This is a genomic window from Shewanella carassii, assembly GCF_002777975.1.
Lineage (GTDB): Bacteria > Pseudomonadota > Gammaproteobacteria > Enterobacterales > Shewanellaceae > Shewanella > Shewanella carassii.
The window spans coordinates 15,723-36,046 of record NZ_NGVS01000045.1 but is presented as its reverse complement, the minus strand read 5'-3'; the positions used below and the strand labels follow the sequence as shown (position 1 = coordinate 36,046).

Below are 20,324 nucleotides of genomic sequence, written 5' to 3'. Positions count from 1 at the left end.
AGCGGCTTTTTTCGTACTATGGGGCTTTTCTGGTATGAATTTACAGCAAATAGCGGTATTCTCCGCTTCCCGCAGATAAATGTGAAAAGCGTCACAGCTTGCGCGGACAGTAACAAACGGAAGGCGCTGGCTTGGCGTCTATCCGCCGGAGGAAAACAATGGCATTGAGTGAAGCAGCTTTGATGGTTCAGACCGCGCTCCTGGAGCGAGGACTCGAGACCCCCATGGTACCCTGTGGCTTGTCGGCCGAGGAGCGCAAGGAAAAAATAGAGGCCCATATGAAGGCCATTTTGACCTTGATGTCGCTGGATTTGAGCGACGACAGCCTGATGGATACGCCAAAACGTATCGCCAAGATGTATGTCGACGAAATTTTCTCCGGCCTCGACTATGCCAACTTCCCCAAGATCACTGTTATCGACAACAAGATGGGCTTCGATGAAATGGTGCGGGTGCAGGACATCAGCCTCACCAGCACCTGTGAGCACCATCTGGTGACCATAGATGGCACGGCCACTGTGGCCTATCTGCCGCGGAAGAAGATCATCGGCCTGTCGAAGATCAACCGCATAGTACGTTTCTTTGCCCAGCGGCCACAGGTGCAGGAGCGCCTGACCCAGCAAGTACTGGTTGCGTTGCAGACCCTGCTGGAAACCAAAGATGTGGCGGTAAAAATGGATGCAGTGCATTACTGCGTTAAATCCCGCGGTGTGATGGACTCCACCAGCTCCACCACCACTACGGCTCTTGGTGGCGTGTTCAAGTCCAACCCGGCCACCCGCGCCGAGTTTCTGCATCAGGCCAAATAGCCTCTCCGTAATAAAAAACGCTGCCAAGGCAGCGTTTTTTATTGGACTGTACAGAAAGTTACTCAAGCTTCTTTAAGAGCCGAGATTCTATCCTGGACGGCATTAAATACCATACTGTTCACGATAGGCGCTAACGGCGGCCAACTCCTGCTCCATCCCCGGCTTCTCGGCCAAGTAGGAAATCAAATCGGCCAGCTTGATGATGGCCACTATCTGGCAACCAAAGTCGCGCTCCACTTCCTGAATGGCAGACAGTTCGCCCTTGCCCTTCTCCTGACGGTCGAGTGCAATCAATACCCCGGCCAGAGTCGCGCCATTGGCCTGAATGATCTCCATGGACTCGCGAATAGCGGTACCTGCGGTGATCACATCATCCACCAACATCACCTTACCCTTGAGCTCGCTGCCAACCAGGTTGCCGCCTTCGCCGTGGTCTTTCTTCTCTTTGCGGTTAAAACAGTAAGGAATATCCAGATCATGGTGTTCGGCCAAGGCTACAGCCGTGGTTGTGGCGATGGGGATCCCCTTGTAGGCCGGGCCAAACAGGAGATCGTAGTCGATACCGGCATCCACCAGCGCAGCAGCATAAAAACGGCCCAGGCGGGCCAGATCCCGGCCAGTGTTAAACAGACCGGCATTGAAGAAGTATGGGCTCTTGCGGCCGGACTTCAGGGTAAACTCACCGAATCTCAACACCTGACGCTCAAGGGCAAATTCAATAAACTCGCGCTGATAGGCTTTCACGATCTCTCCTCTTGTGATTATGGGTAAGCCCTTAAGGCTCACGGGTACGAACAAGTACTCTCTGGAGTACGAAAAAAAGGACCCTCATGGGGTCCTTAAAAAAACTTAACTCAATGCAGCCTTCTGCACATCGATAATCTCACGAATGCCATGCTTGGCCAGCTCCAGCAGACTCAGCAACTCTTCATGGCTGAACGGCTCGCCTTCGGCGGTGCCCTGGATCTCGATGATCTTGCCGGTTTCTGTCATCACCACGTTCATATCGGTTTCGGCGGCGCTGTCTTCGATATATTCCAGGTCACAGATAGGCTCACCTTCAAAAATCCCCACGCTCACGGCGGCGATCAGGAATTTGAGCGGATTAGCCTTGAGAATCCCCTTGGCACGAGCCCAATTAAGCGCATCCACCAGAGCCACACAGGCACCAGTGATGGCTGCGGTGCGGGTACCGCCGTCGGCTTGAATCACATCACAGTCGATCACTATGGTGTTTTCACCCAGCAGCTTCATATCCACAGCGGCGCGTAAAGCACGGCCGATGAGGCGCTGAATTTCCTGGGTACGACCAGACTGCTTGCCCCGGGCCGCTTCGCGATCCATACGGCTATGGGTAGAACGGGGCAACATGCCATATTCTGCCGTCACCCAACCTTGGCCCTGGCCTTTGAGAAATCTCGGCACCCCTTCGGTAAAACTGGCGGTACAGAGTACTTTGGTATCGCCGAACTCGACCAGCACGGAACCTTCCGCATGGGCGGTAAACTGGCGAGTGATTGAAATGGGGCGGGTTTGAGCCGGAGTTCTGTTGCTGGGACGCATAGTGAATTCCTGTATTTTGTCGTCTGGACTGAATTGGCTGCATATTATAGGGCCTTGCGGCGCTTGACGCCATGACGGATCTGTATCGAACCGACAAAGTGTATACACTTCACTTTAACCCCGGGGGCAAGCTGTCTATAATCCTCTGCTACACCCGTCTTCAAGCAACTGGAATATCTGATGATCCACAGCATGACCGCCTACGCCCGTATCGAGCATAAAGCCGACTGGGGCACAGCCTCCTGGGAAATCCGCTCAGTCAACCAGAGATATCTGGAAACCTATCTGCGCCTGCCGGAACAGTTCCGCAGCTTGGAGCCTGTGCTGCGAGACAGACTGCGCAAGCGTCTCAATCGCGGTAAGGTAGAAGTCAACCTGCGCTACGAGCTGAGCGATCAACAAGGTACCCAGCTGAATATGAATCAGGACTTGGCGCTGCAACTGTTGCAGGCCGCCAACTGGGTAAAACAGCAAGCCGGCCAGGGTGAGCTCAACCCGGTGGATATTCTGCGCTGGCCAGGGGTCATGTCCTCATCTGAGCAAGACATGGATGCCATTGCCGCCGAACTGCTCAAAGCCTTCGACGGCGCCGTCGATCAGTTTATTGAAGCCCGCGGCCGTGAAGGCAGCGCCATCAAAGAGATGCTGCTGACCCGCCTGGATGCCGTTGAAGCCCAGGTCGCCATCGTCCGCGAGCACATGCCCAAGGTCATGGAATGGCAAAGGGAAAAACTCAGCAACCGCCTAGCCGAAATCCAGGGCGAACTGGATCCGGCCAGACTGGAACAGGAAATGGTATTGCTGGCCCAAAAACAGGACGTGGCCGAAGAGATGGACCGCCTTGAAGCCCACGTGGTCGAAGCCCGCCGGATCCTCAACAAGGGTGGCAGCGAGGGCCGCAGACTGGACTTCATGATGCAAGAGTTCAACCGCGAATCCAACACCCTGGCCTCCAAATCAATCAGCAGCGAAATCACCGCCGCCGCAGTCGAGCTTAAAGTGCTGATTGAGCAGATGAGAGAGCAGATCCAGAACGTGGAGTGATGTTTTAACATTCACAATGTACAGCATTAAGCCTCATTTTTTTGAGGCTTTTTTGTTTTCACAGACTCGTCCTCGACAGTTGTAGCATTTATGGTGGGCAGCCTAAGCCATTAATTTACAAGATGGTGGGCAAGGTATCGGATGACAACAAGATAATTCAAAACAGTTAATGGTAAATTATTTGAAGTCCAAGTTGGTAGTCGCTACAACCATCGATAGAAGTAGGTTATCCATTGTCATCAAAGCAATCTGAACAAAGCATTAAACACAGTTGGTTTGGCCATTTCTATATGGGCAAGCCTGATGCTGTAAAACTCACTAGCTGTGGTATTACTTTTCATCGTGGTAAAGGTTTGTTTGCGCCAGAACACCCCGTAATCAATAACACGAGTGATGAAGTGAGTTTTAAGTGGCAGCAACTTGACTCGCCACCAACATTTAACTTTAGTCCTTTGGGTTACCTACTTAGCTTTACCGTATCCGGTGAGGTTTATCAATTGCCCTACTTAACCTACTGGGCTCGTTATCAATCTAGTAAAGAAGTGACACAACGGTGGGCTGCTGGTAATGGGCAAAGTATCTGTGAGCTGGTGGCTCGAGTTGAGCGCACCCTTGCTACTGAGTACCTGCGCCAATCACGCTTAGAGATGATACAGGCCAGAGTTAAGCGTGAGTATAAACGCTGGTTCCCTTGGTCTGAAAATATGCAATTGGATAATGATATAACAGCAGCACTAACCAAGTTAAAGCTGATGCATTGCTGGAGCCCAACCGATATAGAAAGGTTACGTGAAAACTATGTTCAAGCACAGCTGATCAAGTTTGCCGATTTCTTTGAGCATGTTGAATCTAACCCTCTGACCGATAAGCAGCGACGAGCCTGCATCATTGATGATAACAATAACTTGTTATTAGCGGGTGCTGGGACAGGAAAGACCAGCGTTATGGTGGGTCGTGCTGGCTACTTAGTTAAAAGTGGTCAAGCACAAGCCGATGATATTTTGCTGCTCGCCTATGGCAGAAAAGCCGCTGACGAGATGGATGAACGGATAAAAGAGAAGCTTGGTACAGATGATATTAAAACGAGCACTTTTCATAGCTTAGGTTTAAGGATTATTTCTGAAGTTGAAGGCGCATCACCCAGTCTGTCTCCTTGGGCTGAGGATGAAAAATCCAAAGATAGGTGGGTACAGAGCACCCTTGAAACTTTGATTGAAAATGAGGCCTATCGTAAACAGCTGTTTGAGTACTTTAGCCAATACTATTATGTTGAGAAAAGCCCTTTCGATTTTGAGTCAAAGGGTGAGTATTTCCAGTACTTAATTGATAACGATATTCGCACCTTGAAAGGGGAGCGAGTAAAAAGCTTCGGCGAGCTTTATATCGCTAATTGGCTATTCAGTAATGGCATTGAGTACCAGTATGAAGCTAAATATGAGCATGATGTAAGTAGTGTTGATTTCCGCCAATATCAGCCCGACTTCTACCTACCTGACTATTGTGTCTATATTGAGTATTACGGCACTGATGAAGATGATAGCACCGCGCCTTACATTGATAACCAGCAATATTTGGAGTCAATGGAGTGGAAGCGCCAGCTGCACAAAAAGCATGAAACAGTCTGTCTTGAACTGTTTTACCATCAGCATAGAAAAGGCCTGCTCATTGAAAAGCTCGAACACGCCATCCAAGCATTAAAGATCAAAGAGTCCCCTCTACCCGATGAAGCGATACTCGCAACCCTTAATGAACTTGGTCGCGTTACCGAGTTAGCTAAGCTTTTCAGTAAGCTAATTGGCTTGTATAAAGCTGCTTGCTTGGATAACAACGGGCTAGAGAAGGTATTTAATAATGCCGCAGATGCCAAGCAAACTCGTAAAGCATTTGAGCTGCTAGAGCCGATACTAAGCAGTTACCAACAACACCTGTCAGCTTCTGGCGATATAGATTTTGAGGATATGATCGCCAAAGCACTCGGCTATCTTCAACATGGGCAATTTATTAGTCCATGGCGCTATATTATGGTGGATGAGTTTCAAGATATCTCAGAGCCCAGAGCGCGGTTAGTTAAAGCCTTAAGGGATTCAAGCTTACCTGGCAGAAAATCAAAAGCATCTCTATTTTGTGTTGGTGATGACTGGCAAGCGATTTATCGCTTTAATGGTGCAGATGTCAACTTAACCACACAGTTTACAGATTATTTCGGTCCAACTACTAAAACGTACTTAGATCAGACATTCAGGTTCAACAGCAGCATTGGTGATGTTGCAACACAGTTTGTGACTAAGAACCCTGTGCAGCTAAAGAAAGATATTCGCTCTCTATCGCAAGTCGATTACCCCACGGTTTCATTGATACGACGGGGTGAGCAAGAGCCAGCAACTAAAGATGAACCAAGCCTTAATGCACTTGAGCAGGCTTTAAAAGCTATTAACATGCGTGCTAATAAGGCTGAAGATAAACTAAAGAGCAAGCCTGTTGTGTACCTGCTCGCTCGTTTCTGGTTTCAACTACCGGATAAGAGTGAGCTAAGACAGCTGAATCGGAAGTATCCAAGTTTAACTATTGAGTGTCAGTCTTTTCATGCCTCAAAAGGTAAAGAGGCGGATTATGTGGTGATCACGGGGATGAAAACGGGAAAGCATGGCTTCCCCTCAACGAAAGTCACCCCACCAATACTTGATGCATTTTTACCTAAAGCAGAGTCATTTGAGTTTGCAGAAGAGCGTCGCCTATTTTACGTTGCCTTAACTCGTGCAAAACACCGCGCCTATGTACTTGCCGATATGACAGATGCTAGCCCGTTTGTAGTCGAACTACTCAAGGAAAACTATGCTGTTGAGCAAGAGGAGTTCAGCACCTCACTAGTGCAAAAGATCTTTGAAGAGATAAGTTGTGTACGTTGCACCACTGGTACGCTTAAACCAAGAGTCGGCAAGTTCAAACCCTTCTTCTCATGCTCACACTTTCCCTTATGTGATCATAAAGAGGAGGGCTGTGAGCTTTGTGGTAGTCCCATGACACGTAAACGCTTTACTGGCTTTAAAGTATGTCTTAATGACACTTGTAGCCACACTGCACCTGTTTGCAGCGTCTGTGGTGGAGATATGAAATTAAGAAAAGGTCCCTACGGTGAGTTCTGGGGCTGTATCAACTACAGAAGAGATATCCCCACTAGCTGCAGTAATAAAATTAATAAACAAGTGGCGATTAGCCTGTTGGAGCAATCTAAGAGGGACCATTAGCAATGCTAACCAAGATTTAAATTATTGGCTAAATTGTACTAGCTCAGACCTGATCTGACAGTTACCCGATTTTGGGGTGCCGTTGTCAGATTAGATTTGGGCTAAATTCTTTTCCGCCCAAATCCGTTTTCCATCAATTAATGTTGCCATCGGTGTGCAACCGCAGCGCATTTTGCCTTGATGGGTGCGTTCATTGTTATACAGCGCCAACCATTCGTCCAAGTCTTTTTGCAGTTCCTCCAGTGTGCCGTACAGCTTTTTGCGGAACACGACCTGATAGAACTCATTCAGAATGGTCTTGTGGAAACACTCGCAGATACCGTTTGTTTGCGGATGTCTGGCTTTGTTTTTTGTGTGGTCTATGTCATTGATGGCCAGATACAGCTGGTAATCGTGCTGTTCAACTTTGCCGCAGTATTCGGTTCCTCGGTCAGTGAAGATACGCAGCATCGGCAGCGCCTGGGCTTCGAAAACGGCAATACTCTGTCGTTCAACAGTTAGACTGAGGTGATTGAGGTTTTGGTGGTGTAGAACTTGGCAAAGGCGACTTGTGGTGGCCAACTGCAGCAAGCTCATCAGCAAACCCGGCTTACCAACAGCGCCATGCTGCCGCAGGCTAACAGTACCCATCCCAAGTGCTGCACCGCGCCTGCCAGAGCAAGGCCGCTGCCGATGAGTAAGTAGTACATCAAGCCAAACAGGGCACCGGCGCTGCCAGCCTGCTGTCGGTACTGAGCCAAGGCCATGCTGAGCACATTGGGAATAGCTATTCCGAATGCCATAACCACAAGTAGCATAGGCGCCAGAAACCCGATGGTGTTCAGCGAGAGTTGTACCCCTATGGCTCCCAGAAGCAGCAGTAAAGCGGCGCCTTGCAGGAGTTTGCCTTGAGAGACTCCCTTGGAGATCAGGCATTTATTGCTGTAGCTGCCAACCAGTGAACCCAGGCCAAGGATTAAGCCGCTGTAGCCGAACTGTTCCGGCGTGAACCCAAGCCTGGCAAAGTTGAATCCACCGAGTTGGTAGTAAGAAAACAGGGCGACGTTATAGGCAGTGACCAAGAGTGCAGATTGCCAGGTTTGCCTGTCACCGAGCATACGTTTACTCAAGGCGACCAGTTGCAAACTCTGCCTGCTGGTTTGGGTTTCCGGCAACCTGATAAAACAATAGGCGAATAATCCCAAGGCCATAATAAACAAAGCCAAAAACACCGCATGATGACCACCCGCCTTGACCAATTGGCCACCGGAAAACATGCCGATAACAGGGCTAATGGCAATCCCAATCCCCATCACACTAAACACTTTCGCCAACTCTTCACCGCTGAAGGCGTCACGCAGCATGGTTTGGGTGACGATTGAGCCGACAGCAATACCAAAAGCGCTGCAGGCTCTGGCGGCCATCAGCACGGCGAAGCTGGTTGTTGACATGGCCACCCAGGCTGCGACGCCATAGATAAAGAGTCCCAGCAACATGGTCGGGCGACGGCCGCAACTGTCGGCCACTATGCCCCACACTGCCACGCCCAAAGCGAAAGCCAGAAAATAAACCGATAGAGTTTGCGCCGCCTGAGGGTAGGACACGGCAAATGTCTGCGAAATCGCCCCCAGGGCCGGGCTGTAAATGGTTTCCACTATTTGCGGGAACATCAGTAGCGCCAGCATCAACCATAGCGAAGGTTTGGTTTTCATCTCTTATCCTTATCACAATCAAGCAAGCTGCGAACAAGCCCTGTTACTCTATGCAGGCTTGATCCGCGCTTTTCCGAGTCGGCGCGCAGTGTATACTCGTGATGAAATGGCACGTTAACGACATAAAGACAAGAAACATCAAAATAGGGACATAATGGCGATTATTGAGCAGGAAACTGAGTTCGATGCGGATACCTTTCCAGCCAGTGTTATCGGCATTGCGGCCGATGTTGGCCAGCACGATTCGGGCATGCACCAACACCATAAAGGGCAACTGCTTTATGCCCCCCACGGCTGCATGAGCTTTGCATTGGAGAACGCCATCTGCATCTTGCCACCCACCAAAGCCGTGTGGATCCCGCCCGGTATTTCGCACCGCGCGGTAATGACCAATGTGGTGGCCTATCGCTCTTTGTATTTTGATTGTGCCAGGTTCAACACTCCGGCTGAGCTTCGCATTATAGAGGTCAACGCCCTCTTGAAAGCCTTGATAGACAAAATGGCACTGTGGCCTTGGGACACGCCGGAGCAGAATATGGCCAATAGCAGTGCGTTATTTTGGGAAGAGTTTTATGCCGCAAAGAAACATTCATTTCAGCTGCCACTGCCACGGGATCACAGGTTTCGCCGATTCCGCCAGCGGCTTATCAAGGAAGAGTTTCTCGCGCCGGATATAGGCAGGCTTGCCAGCAGTGTCGGCGCCAGTACCAAGACAGTCACCCGGTTATTCAAGGCTGAAACCGGTATGACTTATCAGCAATGGCGCCAACAATGGCGCCTTTTGAAGGCCATTGAACTCCTATCCGGCGCCAAATCAGTCAGCGAAGTGGCCTACAATCTGGCGTTTTCTTCCGACAGCGCCTTCATTGCGTTTTTTAAAAAGCAGACGGGCCAAACGCCTTTGAGCTTTATTCACAATCCAATCAACTGACAAAAGAGTCAAATGCACAAAAAACAGCCTAAAATCACAGTTCCCCAACCGGTTGATTTACATCTAGCATCCTTAGTGGTAAAAATTGAGCAGTAAAGCTACTTTCAACTCTCATTGAGGCATTGATGCTGGAGATTGTAATCATCAGATAATCAGTTAACTGACCTTCCAAGGCCGGTCTGATTATCAATGCGCGTAAATCAAAGGTGGACACTGACAAGTGCCCGCACGTTTTGCTCATGATGATTATCGAGTTTTTCCAGTATGAATATATCCCGTCAGGAACAACGTACCCTGCACGTCCTCGCCAAAGGCGGACGCATTTGTTATTTCCGCGACACTTCAGGTCGCGTCACATCCGTTGAATGTTATAGCCGCGAAGGGCTTGTTCTTTGCGACTGTACCCTCGCCATTTTCAAAAAGCTCAAAGCCAAAAAACTGATCAAATCTGTCAAAGGTCAGCCCTATCGCATAACCACGACCGGCTTGCACAATGTGCGCGCCCAACTGGACAACCGTTGAGGAAAGAAAGATGAATACACTATTTTCCCGTGACTATATCAACAGCAACATGATGGGTCCCAACGCCCTGCTGCTGGCCGAAGAAGTCTGCCGGTCACTGCAACTGCAACCAGGGATGCGGGTGCTGGACTTGGCCTGTGGCACAGGCATCACCTCCATCTATCTGGCAAAGGCCTTCAACCTCGAAGTCACCGCTATGGATCTTTGGATAGCGGCCGAAGACAATCAGGCAAGATTCAAGGCCGCTGGCCTGGAAGACAGGATCACGGCGGTAAACTTTGACGTAACCCAGATGCGGCCGGGACATGCCCCATTCTCAGAAAACAGTTTCGATGCCGTCTTGTCCATCGATGCCTACCACTACTTTGGTGCCAGTTCAGCGTTTTTTGACACCCACCTAGCCCCTTTCATCAAGCCGGGCGGCCAGGTCGCCATAGTGGTACCCGGGCTGAAAAAGCCTTTTCCACTGCAGCAAAGCGTTGCCCCTGAGCTGGCCCCCTGGTGGCAGCCCGGGATGAACTTTTTCACCGTCGACTGGTGGATGCAACTCTGGCAACAGAGCGCATTTTTACAGATGGAGCTGTGCGAAGAGAGCGGGCAGTGCACCCAGGCATGGCAGGAGTGGTTGGCATGCGACAACCCTTATGCCGTACGGGATCGCGAGATGATGGCCGCCGAAAACGGCCAGTGGTTCAACTTTACCAAAATGACAGGCCGCATACACAAGTAAGCTTTAGAAAAGCAAGGAAATGTATGAATATCAATAAGCTAATCAGCCAGCATTTGCCAATAAGGCTGTCGCCGAACGAAAGCAAAATTCCCTGGAATAATGCCGATTTCAGCCAGCGAATGCTGAAAAACCACCTCTGCCAGGAGCACGATTGGGCCAGTAGAAAACTGGCGGTGATTGAGCGCCAGGTAGATTGGCTCTGCAGCCAGCTGGCTCCTGGCGCACAAGTGCTGGATCTGGGTTGTGGCCCCGGCTTTTACACCCAATTGCTGGCAAAACGCGGTTTTTGCTGCACCGGCGTCGACTTTTCACCAGCCTCTATAACCTACGCCCAACAACAAGCGCAGACGGCTGGACTGGATATCGACTATCAACTGCTGGATGTCAGAAGCTACCGGCCGACCAAGAAGTTTGACTTCATCATGATGACCTTCGGTGAGCTGAATGTTTTCAGCGCAGCGGATGCCAAGAGTTTACTCAAGGATTGTGCAAACTGGCTGACGCCGAATGGCAAACTACTTGTGGAAGTTCACAGCTTTGATGAAGTCAAACGGCAGGGACTGGCAGAGCCAAGCTGGCAAAGGCATTCACAGGGCCTATTTCTCGATGCACCCCACCTGCTGCTGACGGAGCATGCTTGGGACGAGGCACTCCAAACCAGTTCCACACTGTTTTGGGTGATTGAAGAAAACGGCAAGGTGACGCGATTCGGCAGCCGGATGCAGGCTTGGCAAGATGAGGAATATCTGCAGCTGTTAAACGAGTGCGGCTTCAACAAGATTCAGCGGATAGACACAGCAGTGTGGCCCAGCAGCCATACCTTTGAGGGCAAGCTCTACACACTAATGGCGGGCGCAACCCGATAGTACGGCTATGTTTGAAAGAGAAAGATGCCTGAACAGATAAATTTGGGCATCTATCTATGACATCAACACCATGTTGTAAATGGGCAGATTTTGCGATGTTTGAATTTAGCCGATTGTCCCATTTACCGCCATCAGTGTTGCGCTTGACAGTCGACTGGCTACCACCAAAAATGCAGCTGAATTTTAAATGCCGAGCTTTTCACCGAGCCTGCTGCGGCTTTAGCCACAAGGCAACATACAGATAAAGCCTCAGAAAGAGCCTAAAACAGGCTGCTTGGCGGACTACCTTAGGCACTGTCTGCAAAATAGATGGCGCGACTTATGCACTTTATGCCGACTATGGCAGCCGTTTCCAAGCGTAAGTGAGCAGGCGCTAACGCCCTGTCAACGCCAGCTTAAGATTGAAGCCTGGTGGCGACTGCGGTTAACATAGTCGGTCGATTTTTCTTTTTATGATCCTGAGGGAGCCCAAGTTGTCCTTGATCCGAGGTTGTCTTGCCTTTAGCGGCTATGTTATCAACACCCTGTTTTGGAGTCTGCCAATTCTGCTGGGCAGCCTGATAAAACTGCTTCCTATAAAGCCGCTGCAACGCTCTTGCAGCCACTTCCTGGACATCTGCGCCAGCGCCTGGATCAGTGTCAATGGCGGTATCGAAAAGCTGTTTCATCCGCTGAAGATGCATATAGATGAGCTTCCGGAGCTGTCAGAGCAGGAGTGGTATATGGTGGTAGCCAACCACCAGAGCTGGGTAGATATTTTGATCCTGCAGCGACTGCTGAATCGGCGGATCCCGTTTCTCAAGTTCTTCCTGAAAAAAGAGCTGATTTATGTGCCCGTACTGGGGCTGGCCTGGTGGGCGCTGGACTTTCCCTTTATGCGCCGTTACAGCACGGCCGAGTTAAAAAAGAACCCCAAACTCAGGGGCAAAGACATTGAAATTACCCGTAAGGCCTGTGCCAAGTTCAAGCACAAACCGGTGAGCGTGATGAACTTTGTCGAAGGTACCCGCTTTCAGCCCAGCAAGCACCAGAAGCAAAACTCACCGTTCAAACACCTGCTCAGACCCAAGGCCGGTGGCATGGCCTTTGCGTTGTCGGCCATGGGCGATCAGATCCATAAACTGGTGGATGTCACCATCTACTATCCGGGTAAAACCCCCAGTTTTTGGGACTATATCAGCGGCCGTCTGCCCGAGGTTTATCTCCACTTGGAGGTCAAAGAGATAGACCCGGGGATGCGGGGCGACTACGTTAATGATCGTCAATTCAAACAAGCCTTCCAAGAACGGCTAAACGCCCTTTGGCAGCACAAGGATGAAGTGCTGGAGCAACTGGCCGCCAAGGCAAACCATTCTCAAGGGGACTCCTGATGTTGCACTTCCTGCCCGGGCCTGTGCTGTTTATTCTCAGCCTGAGCCTGTTGATCATCAACACCGCCGTCTGGGGCTCGCTGGTGTGTATCGGTGGCCTGTTCAAATTGTTGCTGCCCTGGAAGGGTGGCCGCATCGCCATGACCCGGCTAATGAACCGTTTCATGTGGGCCTGGGCCAGCTGTAATGGCGGCATACTGCACCTGATAGCCAAGGTCGAATGGGATGTGCAGGGGCTTGAAAGCCTCAAGCCGGATGGTTGGTATCTACTGATCAGTAACCACCTCAGTGGCTTTGATATTGCCGCACAGACTTATATCTTGCGCAACAACATCCCCATGCTGAAGTTCTTTCTCAAGAAAGAGCTGCTGTATGTTCCTATCATGGGACTGGGTTGCTGGGCGCTGGACATGCCCTTTATGAACCGTACCAGCCCGGAAAAGCTGAAGAAGAACCCCAAGCTCAGGGGCAAGGATCTGCAAACAACCCGGCGCTCCTGTGAAAAGTTCAAAGACTTGCCCACCTCCATCATCAACTATGTGGAAGGCAGTCGCTTCACCGAAGAGAAACGGCAAAGGCAAAAATCCCCCTACAAGCACCTGCTGCGGCCAAAAGCCGGTGGCATCGCCTTCACCCTGTCGGCCATGGGCGAGCAATTTGATGCCTTGCTGAATATGACTGTGGTTTATCCCGATGCCCCCAAGGATATTCTCGGTGCCGTGATGCAGGGTAAAGTACACAAAATCGTGGTGCGAATCGAGGCTCTGCCCGTGCCTCAGGTGGATTCTGTTCGCTACTTCAGCGAGCCAGAGTACAGGGTCGAGTTTCAACGCTGGCTCAATGACATCTGGCAACAAAAGGATGCCCAAATCGATCAACTACTGGCCGAATACCAACCTGCCGACGACTACCGTAAGCTGGCACAAAAAAGCCACTGACAGTGATTGTCGAAGACAAAGCAATGCCGGGTCTAAGCCCGGCATTGTTGTTTTTAAACTGAGTAATTTCGACTCAAGCACTTTTATCGCATTCAGTCAGATACTTCTCAGCGGCGTCCAACTCAAACTCGCTGAACACTTGAATGCCATGGCGCATCAGCAAGGCGGCGGTCACTCCGTCGCCCTCTATGAGTTGGCGGGAGAAACTGCCATCGTAAATCTTGCCTTTGCCACAGGAAGGACTGCGGGCCTTGAGAATGGCTACAACCACTTGCTGTTGCTGCGCCTGGGCCAGTGCCAGTTCGGCGCCTCGCTTAAAGGCCTCGGTCACATCCTCACCGTCACAGGTCAGCACTCGTCCCTGTATCTGTTCGGCCGGTGCTCTGGGTGTCGGCAGGCCACCGGCGCACTCGGGGCAGAAAGGCACCAGCCGCCCCTGGGCCTGCCATAGCAGCACTCTGGCATCATTGAGCAAGTTATGGCCACCGTCATAGCGCACCTCTTGCCCCAATAAACAGGCGCTTATCAATATCCGATTCGGTTTTGCTGTGCTGATGATTTCTGCGCTCATACTTTTTTCATTCTTGGCATTCTTGCCGTTCTCGCCGCTCTCATCACTCGGACGACTCTCTTAGGGTAACCGCCTCGCCTGATTGGCAATGACTCATGTTCTCGGTTTAACGGCCCAGGGTCTGGGACACCGCGACGGATAACAAGCCTCGCTCTTTTCCTTGCCTGCCGCTGACAAAGAGCATTCTATCAGTCGCCCCTCAAGAAAACTGTTTAAAACAAGATTGTCGACAATAGTTGCAATAGCAAGTGTAAACCCATGCTAACAGCAAGTTTAAAAAGGATACCTAAGATAATGTTAGATAAGGGTTTAAATACCAAAAACACTAAAATATTAGACTTACGTCTAGGTAAGGACATTGTTGACAATGACCCAGATCACATCTAATGTCGAGCCATTGTTAATAATTGAGCAGAACTTAACCAGTGACTCAGGTACCTGTGTTGGACAAAAACAGCGTCGATAAAACCACTCCGGAGAAGAACAGTACCCTGGTGGATCAGATCCTGGTGCAAATTCAGACCAGCATCATCAAGGGTGAACTGGCTCCCGGCAGCAAGATCAACGAGCAGGCACTGGCACTCAAGTACGGTATCAGCCGAGGTCCAACCCGTGAGGCCTTGCAACTCCTCGAACGTCAGCGCTTGGTAGTACGCATCCCCCATGTGGGCGCCAGAGTTGCAGATATGACAGTGGCCGAGCTCAACGACCTCTACGAACTGCGCAGCACGCTGGAAGCCATGGCCTGTGAACTGGCCGCCAAACGGATAACCGATGAGCAGCTCAGCCAGTTGTGGCAACTGCTGGCCCGTCAGGAAGCGGCGCTGGCAGAAGGCGATACCTATTTTCAGGAAGAGGGTGATGTGGACTTTCACTACCAGATCATCCGCGCTAGCGGTAACAAGCACCTGCAGGAAACCCTGATCGGCGGCTTATATCACCTGCTGAGAATGTATCGCTATCAATGCACCAATAAGAACCGCCCGGTCAAAGCCATCGCCGAGCACAGACGCATAGTCGAAGCCATAGCCCAGCGCGATGCCGAACTGGCCGGCTTGCTGATGCGCCGTCATATCGAACAGGGGCGGCGCAATACCGAACTCAGACTCAAACAGCTTCAGGCGGAGCATGCCGCCCTGGACTCAATATAAGGAAGCAAACAGATGACTCGCAGCGCAGGACTCAGATTCCGCCAGGCTCTGGCCAAGGCCAAGCCGCTTCAAATCGTGGGAACCACCAATGCCTATTTCGCCCTGATGGCCGAGCAATCCGGTGTTCAGGCCCTGTACCTTTCCGGTGCCGGTGTCGCCAACGCCTCTTACGGCCTGCCGGATCTGGGCATGACCTCAATGAACGATGTACTGATCGATGCCGGCCGTATCACATCGGCCACCGAACTGCCGCTGCTGGTCGACATAGACACAGGCTGGGGCGGCGCCTTCAACATTGCCCGCACCATCAAGGAATTTGAAAAGGCCGGTGTTGCCGCCGTGCATATGGAAGATCAGGTGTCACAGAAGCGCTGCGGTCACAGACCCAACAAGGCCGTGGTCAGCACCGAAGAGATGGTTGACCGTATCAAGGCTGCCGTGGATGCCCGCACAGATGAGAACTTCGTCATCATGGCCCGCACAGACGCGGTTGCCGTGGAAGGACTGGATGCCGGTATCGAACGCGCCCAGGCCTATATCGAGGCGGGCGCCGACATGATCTTTGCCGAGGCGCTGACCGAGCTGGATCAGTACCGTCGATTCAAGGCGGCCGTCAACGCCCCGATCCTGGCCAACATGACCGAATTTGGCAAGACAGAACTGTTCAACAAGGAACAACTGGCCGAAGCCGGAGCCGACATGGTGCTCTACCCATTGAGCACCTTCCGCGCCGCCAACCTGGCCGCCCTGAAAGTGATGCAGGCACTGATGGCCGACGGTCACCAACGCAATGTGGTCGATGCCATGCAAACCCGTGAAGAGCTGTATAAGTTCCTCGGCTACCACCACTACGAAACCAAGCTCGATGAGCTGTTCAGCCAAAAGTAACGGCTGAATCCAGGGATGATTGACCGGCGCAGACGCGCCGGTTGCAGGGTTTGCCCCATGAAACACCCGGGGTTGCCGCCCTACACAGCGCCCCAGAGCGCTGAAAAAGGCAACCGCAAACCAGACCAGCCATGGCTGGCCAACAAATTGACAAGAGTGTAACGGAAGAGGGAATGCATTATGACTGACAAGAAACTGAGCGGCGCCGGATTACGCGGCCAAAGCGCAGGCGAAACTTCACTGAGCACAGTCGGTAAGTCCGGCTCAGGCCTGACCTACCGCGGCTATGACGTCAAAGATCTGGCCGAAAACGTCAGCTTCGAGGAAGTGGCCTACCTGATCCTCTACGGCGAACTGCCCACCGAAACTCAACTGGCGGCCTATCGTCAGAAACTCAAAGGCATGCGCGGCCTGCCACAGGCACTGAAAGAGGTGCTGGAGCGGATCCCGGCCGATGCCCATCCTATGGACGTTATGCGTACCGGTTGCTCCATGCTGGGTAACCTGGAAACCGAAAAAGATTTCTCCGAACAGAGCGAAGTGGCCGACCGTCTGCTGGCGGCATTCCCTTCCATCATCTGTTACTGGTATCGCTACAGCCATGACGGCGTGCGTATAGACACAGAAACCCATGACGACCAGATAGGCGCCCACTTCCTGCACCTGCTGCACGGCGAAGCTCCATCGGCCCTGCATGCCCGGGTCATGGATGTGTCACTGATCCTCTACGCCGAGCACGAATTCAACGCCTCTACCTTCACCGCCCGGGTTTGCGCCTCTACCCTGTCTGACATGCATTCCTGCATCACGGGCGCCATTGGCTCACTGCGCGGCCCTCTGCACGGCGGCGCCAACGAGGCGGCGATGGAGCTGATTCAGGATATGCGCGATGAAGACCATGCCCGCGAAGTGCTCAAGGGCAAGCTGGAGCGCAAAGAGAAGATCATGGGCTTTGGTCACGCCATCTACCGCGAGTCAGACCCCCGCAACGTGATCATCAAAGAGTGGTCGGAAAAGCTGGCGCAAGAATACGGTGATGATCGCCTCTATCGCGTTTCTGTCGCCTGTGAAGCCCTGATGTGGGAAGAGAAGAAACTCTTCTGTAACGCCGACTTCTTCCACGCCAGTGCCTATCACTTCATGGGGATCCCCACCAAGCTGTTTACCCCCATCTTCGTTTGCTCCCGCCTCACCGGCTGGGCCGCGCACGTGATGGAGCAACGCGCCAACAACCGCATTATCCGCCCGAGTGCCGACTATGTTGGGGTTGAGCCACGCAAGGTGACGCCTCTCAGCGAGCGTTGATCCCGGCGGCGGCCAAAGGGCCGCCAGATGAATGAGCAAGAGCGGGCACCCAAGTAAGCAGGGGCCCGGCTCTTTTTGCAGTTGCTTCTCAGTGGACAGAACTCATGAATACCAATTACCGAATTCCCCTGCCCGGCACCAGCCTCGAGTATTTCGATACCCGCGCCGCAGTCGAGGCGATCAGCCCCGGAGCCTATGCCAAACTACCCTACACCTCGCGGGTGTTGGCCGAAAACCTGGTACGCCGCGCCGAGCCAGGCAGGCTCAACGACTTCCTCGAACAGATTATCGAACGCAAACGGGATCTGGACTTCCCCTGGTTCCCGGCGCGGGTGGTGTGTCACGACATTCTCGGCCAAACAGCACTGGTTGACTTGGCCGGTCTGCGTGATGCCATCGCCGACAAGGGTGGCGATCCGGCCAAGGTTAACCCTGTGGTGCCAACCCAACTGATTGTGGATCACTCTCTGGCAGTGGAACACCCCGGCTTTGAAGCGGATGCCTTCGAGAAAAACCGCGCCGTTGAAGACAGACGCAACGAAGACAGATTCCACTTTATCAACTGGACCAAGACGGCCTTTAAAAACGTCGATGTGATCCCGCCCGGTAACGGCATCATGCACCAGATCAACCTGGAGAAGATGTCCCCCGTAGTCCAGAGCCGCGACGGCGTAGCCTTCCCGGACACCTGTGTCGGCACCGACAGCCACACGCCACACGTGGATGCCCTCGGGGTGATCGCCATAGGCGTGGGTGGCCTGGAAGCCGAAAGCGTGATGCTCGGCCGCGCCTCCTGGATGCGCCTGCCGGACATAGTCGGCGTCAAGCTGACCGGCAAGGCCACTCCCGGCATTACCGCCACGGATATAGTGCTGGCGCTGACCGAATTCCTGCGTAAAGAGCGGGTGGTGGGTGCCTATCTGGAATTCTTCGGTGAAGGCGCCGCCAGCCTGACCCTGGGTGACAGGGCAACCATCTCCAACATGACTCCCGAATATGGCGCCACTGCCGCCATGTTCTATATCGATCAGCAAACCATAGATTACCTGCGCCTCACCGGCCGTGATGACCAGCAGGTGGCGCTGGTGGAGAACTATGCCAAGACCACGGGTCTGTGGGCCGACAGCCTCGAAGGCGCCGAATATGAACGGGTGCTGGAGTTCGATCTCTCCTCCGTGGTGCGTAACATGGCCGGTCCTTCCAACCCGCATGCCCGTTTGGCCACCAGCGACTTGGCCGCCAAAGGCATTGCCGGCAAGGTCGAGCAGCAAGAAGGCCTGATGCCGGACGGCGCCGTGATCATCGCCGCCATCACCAGCTGTACCAACACCAGTAACCCGCGCAACGTGATTGCCGCCGGTCTTATCGCCCGCAACGCGGTGGAAAAAGGCCTGGTACGCAAGCCTTGGGTCAAGACCTCTCTGGCCCCCGGCTCCAAGGCGGTGGATCTCTATCTGCGCGAGGCTGGGCTATTGCCTTACCTGGAACAGCTGGGCTTTGGCATAGTCGCCTTCGCCTGTACCACATGTAACGGCATGAGCGGCGCGCTCGATCCCAAAATCCAACAGGAAGTGATCGACAGAGATCTGTACGCCACCGCGGTATTGTCCGGTAACCGTAACTTCGATGGCCGAATCCACCCTTATGCTAAGCAGGCATTCCTGGCCTCGCCGCCTTTGGTAGTGGCCTACGCCATTGCAGGGACTGTGCGTTTCGACATAGAGAAAGACCCACTCGGCACAGATCAGAACGGCAACGCCGTAACCCTCAAGGACATCTGGCCCAGCGACGAAGAGATAGATGCCATCGTCAAGTCATCGGTCAAGCCGGAGCAGTTCCGCAAGGTGTATGAGCCCATGTTCAATATCGCCGTGGAATACGGTGATGGGGTCGACCCTCTGTATGACTGGCGCCCAATGAGCACCTATATCCGTCGTCCACCCTACTGGGAAGGTGCCCTGGCCGGTGAACGTGCGCTCAAGGGGATGCGGCCACTGGCGGTACTGGGTGACAACATCACCACGGATCACCTGTCGCCATCGAACGCCATTTTGCCATCCAGCGCCGCCGGTGAATACCTGGCCAAGATGGGCTTGCCGGAGGAAGACTTCAACTCCTACGCCACCCACAGGGGAGACCATCTGACGGCCCAACGGGCCACCTTTGCCAACCCCAAACTGTTCAACGAAATGGTCAAGGACGACAGCGGCAAGGTGATCCAGGGCTCGCTGGCCCGTATCGAGCCCGAAGGGCAACAGGTACGCATGTGGGAAGCGATAGAAACCTACATGGAGCGCAAGCAACCGCTGTGCATCATAGCCGGTAAAGACTATGGCCAAGGCTCCAGCCGTGACTGGGCCGCCAAGGGCGTGCGTTTGGCCGGAGTCGAGGCAATTGTGGCCGAAGGCTTCGAGCGCATTCACAGAACCAACCTGATAGGCATGGGCGTGCTGCCGCTGGAGTTTTTCCCGGGGACCGACAGGCTGACCCTGGGCATAGATGGCACAGAAACCTTCGACGTTCTCGGCGAGCGCACTCCCGGTGCCACCCTGACCCTGTTGCTGCATCGCAGCAATGGCGAAACGGTGGAAGTACCTGTGCGCTGCCGCCTGGATACCGCTGAGGAAGTAACCATCTATGAAGCCGGTGGTGTACTGCAGCGTTTCGCGCAGGACTTCTTGCAGGGCAATGTTTAAGCCG

The 20,324-nt window shown here is 52.8% G+C and carries 17 protein-coding genes and 1 pseudogene; 13 read left to right on the top strand and 5 right to left on the bottom strand.

Features of this window, described 5'->3' with window-relative positions; translation table 11 throughout:
• Positions 1-158: 158 nt before the first annotated feature.
• On the top strand, positions 159-809 hold the full coding sequence (gene folE, locus CBE72_RS19805; protein WP_025010867.1) for a GTP cyclohydrolase I FolE: 651 nt from the start codon (positions 159-161) through the stop codon (positions 807-809).
• 102 nt (positions 810-911) lie between these two features.
• Here the strand turns inward: folE and pyrE are convergent, their stop codons facing one another.
• Complete coding sequence (gene pyrE, locus CBE72_RS19800; protein WP_100146061.1) at positions 912-1,553, bottom strand: orotate phosphoribosyltransferase; 642 nt, start codon at positions 1,551-1,553, stop codon at positions 912-914.
• A 105-nt stretch (positions 1,554-1,658) separates the two neighbouring features.
• Positions 1,659-2,372: a ribonuclease PH gene (rph, locus tag CBE72_RS19795; protein ID WP_025010865.1), complete on the bottom strand. Its 714-nt coding sequence runs from the start codon at positions 2,370-2,372 to the stop codon at positions 1,659-1,661.
• Positions 2,373-2,552: 180 nt separating this feature from the next.
• On the opposite strand from rph, the gene CBE72_RS19790 reads away from it, so the two are divergent.
• Together CBE72_RS19790 and CBE72_RS19785 are read left to right on the top strand one after the other, a co-directional pair.
• Positions 2,553-3,416: a YicC/YloC family endoribonuclease gene (locus tag CBE72_RS19790; protein WP_100146059.1), complete on the top strand. Its 864-nt coding sequence runs from the start codon at positions 2,553-2,555 to the stop codon at positions 3,414-3,416.
• A gap of 233 nt (positions 3,417-3,649) precedes the next feature.
• Positions 3,650-6,661 carry a UvrD-helicase domain-containing protein gene (locus tag CBE72_RS19785; protein WP_100146057.1) on the top strand — a complete coding sequence of 1,004 codons (3,012 nt, stop codon included), beginning with the start codon at positions 3,650-3,652 and terminating at the stop codon, positions 6,659-6,661.
• Positions 6,662-6,751: 90 nt separating this feature from the next.
• Here CBE72_RS19785 and CBE72_RS19780 read toward each other — a convergent pair.
• Together CBE72_RS19780 and CBE72_RS19775 are read right to left on the bottom strand one after the other, a co-directional pair.
• Positions 6,752-7,212, bottom strand: a pseudogene (locus tag CBE72_RS19780) (integrase core domain-containing protein); the annotation flags it as partial.
• 24 nt (positions 7,213-7,236) lie between these two features.
• Complete coding sequence (locus CBE72_RS19775) at positions 7,237-8,352, bottom strand: multidrug effflux MFS transporter (RefSeq protein WP_100146055.1); 1,116 nt, start codon at positions 8,350-8,352, stop codon at positions 7,237-7,239.
• Between the two features lie 154 nt (positions 8,353-8,506).
• Between CBE72_RS19775 and CBE72_RS19770 the strand changes: the two genes are divergently transcribed.
• The 6 genes from CBE72_RS19770 to CBE72_RS19745 all read left to right on the top strand — a co-directional run bounded on the left by CBE72_RS19770 (position 8,507) and on the right by CBE72_RS19745 (position 13,709).
• Positions 8,507-9,283 carry an AraC family transcriptional regulator gene (locus CBE72_RS19770; protein WP_100146053.1) on the top strand — a complete coding sequence of 259 codons (777 nt, stop codon included), beginning with the start codon at positions 8,507-8,509 and terminating at the stop codon, positions 9,281-9,283.
• A 264-nt stretch (positions 9,284-9,547) separates the two neighbouring features.
• Positions 9,548-9,805 (top strand): YjhX family toxin, encoded by a 258-nt coding sequence (locus tag CBE72_RS19765; RefSeq protein ID WP_100146051.1) that lies wholly within the window; start codon positions 9,548-9,550, stop codon positions 9,803-9,805.
• Positions 9,806-9,815: 10 nt separating this feature from the next.
• On the top strand, positions 9,816-10,535 hold the full coding sequence (locus CBE72_RS19760) for an SAM-dependent methyltransferase (RefSeq protein ID WP_100146049.1): 720 nt from the start codon (positions 9,816-9,818) through the stop codon (positions 10,533-10,535).
• Between the two features lie 23 nt (positions 10,536-10,558).
• Positions 10,559-11,401, top strand: a complete 843-nt coding sequence (locus CBE72_RS19755) for a class I SAM-dependent methyltransferase (RefSeq protein ID WP_100146047.1) — start codon at positions 10,559-10,561, stop codon at positions 11,399-11,401.
• 473 nt (positions 11,402-11,874) lie between these two features.
• Complete coding sequence (locus CBE72_RS19750) at positions 11,875-12,771, top strand: acyltransferase (RefSeq protein ID WP_229672029.1); 897 nt, start codon at positions 11,875-11,877, stop codon at positions 12,769-12,771.
• Positions 12,771-13,709: an acyltransferase gene (locus CBE72_RS19745; RefSeq protein WP_100146043.1), complete on the top strand. Its 939-nt coding sequence runs from the start codon at positions 12,771-12,773 to the stop codon at positions 13,707-13,709. Before CBE72_RS19750 ends, CBE72_RS19745 begins: the two co-directional genes overlap by 1 nt.
• A gap of 73 nt (positions 13,710-13,782) precedes the next feature.
• Here CBE72_RS19745 and CBE72_RS19740 read toward each other — a convergent pair whose 3' ends face one another.
• A complete protein-coding gene (locus CBE72_RS19740) occupies positions 13,783-14,280 on the bottom strand; it encodes a 2-thiouracil desulfurase family protein (protein WP_100146041.1) in 498 nt (165 codons plus the stop codon).
• A gap of 440 nt (positions 14,281-14,720) precedes the next feature.
• On the opposite strand from CBE72_RS19740, the gene CBE72_RS19735 reads away from it, so the two are divergent.
• From CBE72_RS19735 to acnD, 4 genes are all read left to right on the top strand, one after another.
• Positions 14,721-15,431, top strand: a complete 711-nt coding sequence (locus CBE72_RS19735; protein WP_373289289.1) for a GntR family transcriptional regulator — start codon at positions 14,721-14,723, stop codon at positions 15,429-15,431.
• A gap of 12 nt (positions 15,432-15,443) precedes the next feature.
• Entirely contained in the window at positions 15,444-16,319 is an 876-nt protein-coding gene (gene prpB / locus CBE72_RS19730) for a methylisocitrate lyase (protein ID WP_025889867.1), read from the top strand.
• Between the two features lie 180 nt (positions 16,320-16,499).
• On the top strand, positions 16,500-17,624 hold the full coding sequence (gene prpC / locus CBE72_RS19725) for a bifunctional 2-methylcitrate synthase/citrate synthase (protein ID WP_025889866.1): 1,125 nt from the start codon (positions 16,500-16,502) through the stop codon (positions 17,622-17,624).
• A 104-nt stretch (positions 17,625-17,728) separates the two neighbouring features.
• Positions 17,729-20,320, top strand: coding sequence for a Fe/S-dependent 2-methylisocitrate dehydratase AcnD (acnD, locus tag CBE72_RS19720; protein ID WP_100146037.1), 2,592 nt, complete (start codon positions 17,729-17,731; stop codon positions 20,318-20,320).
• Positions 20,321-20,324 lie beyond the last annotated feature (4 nt).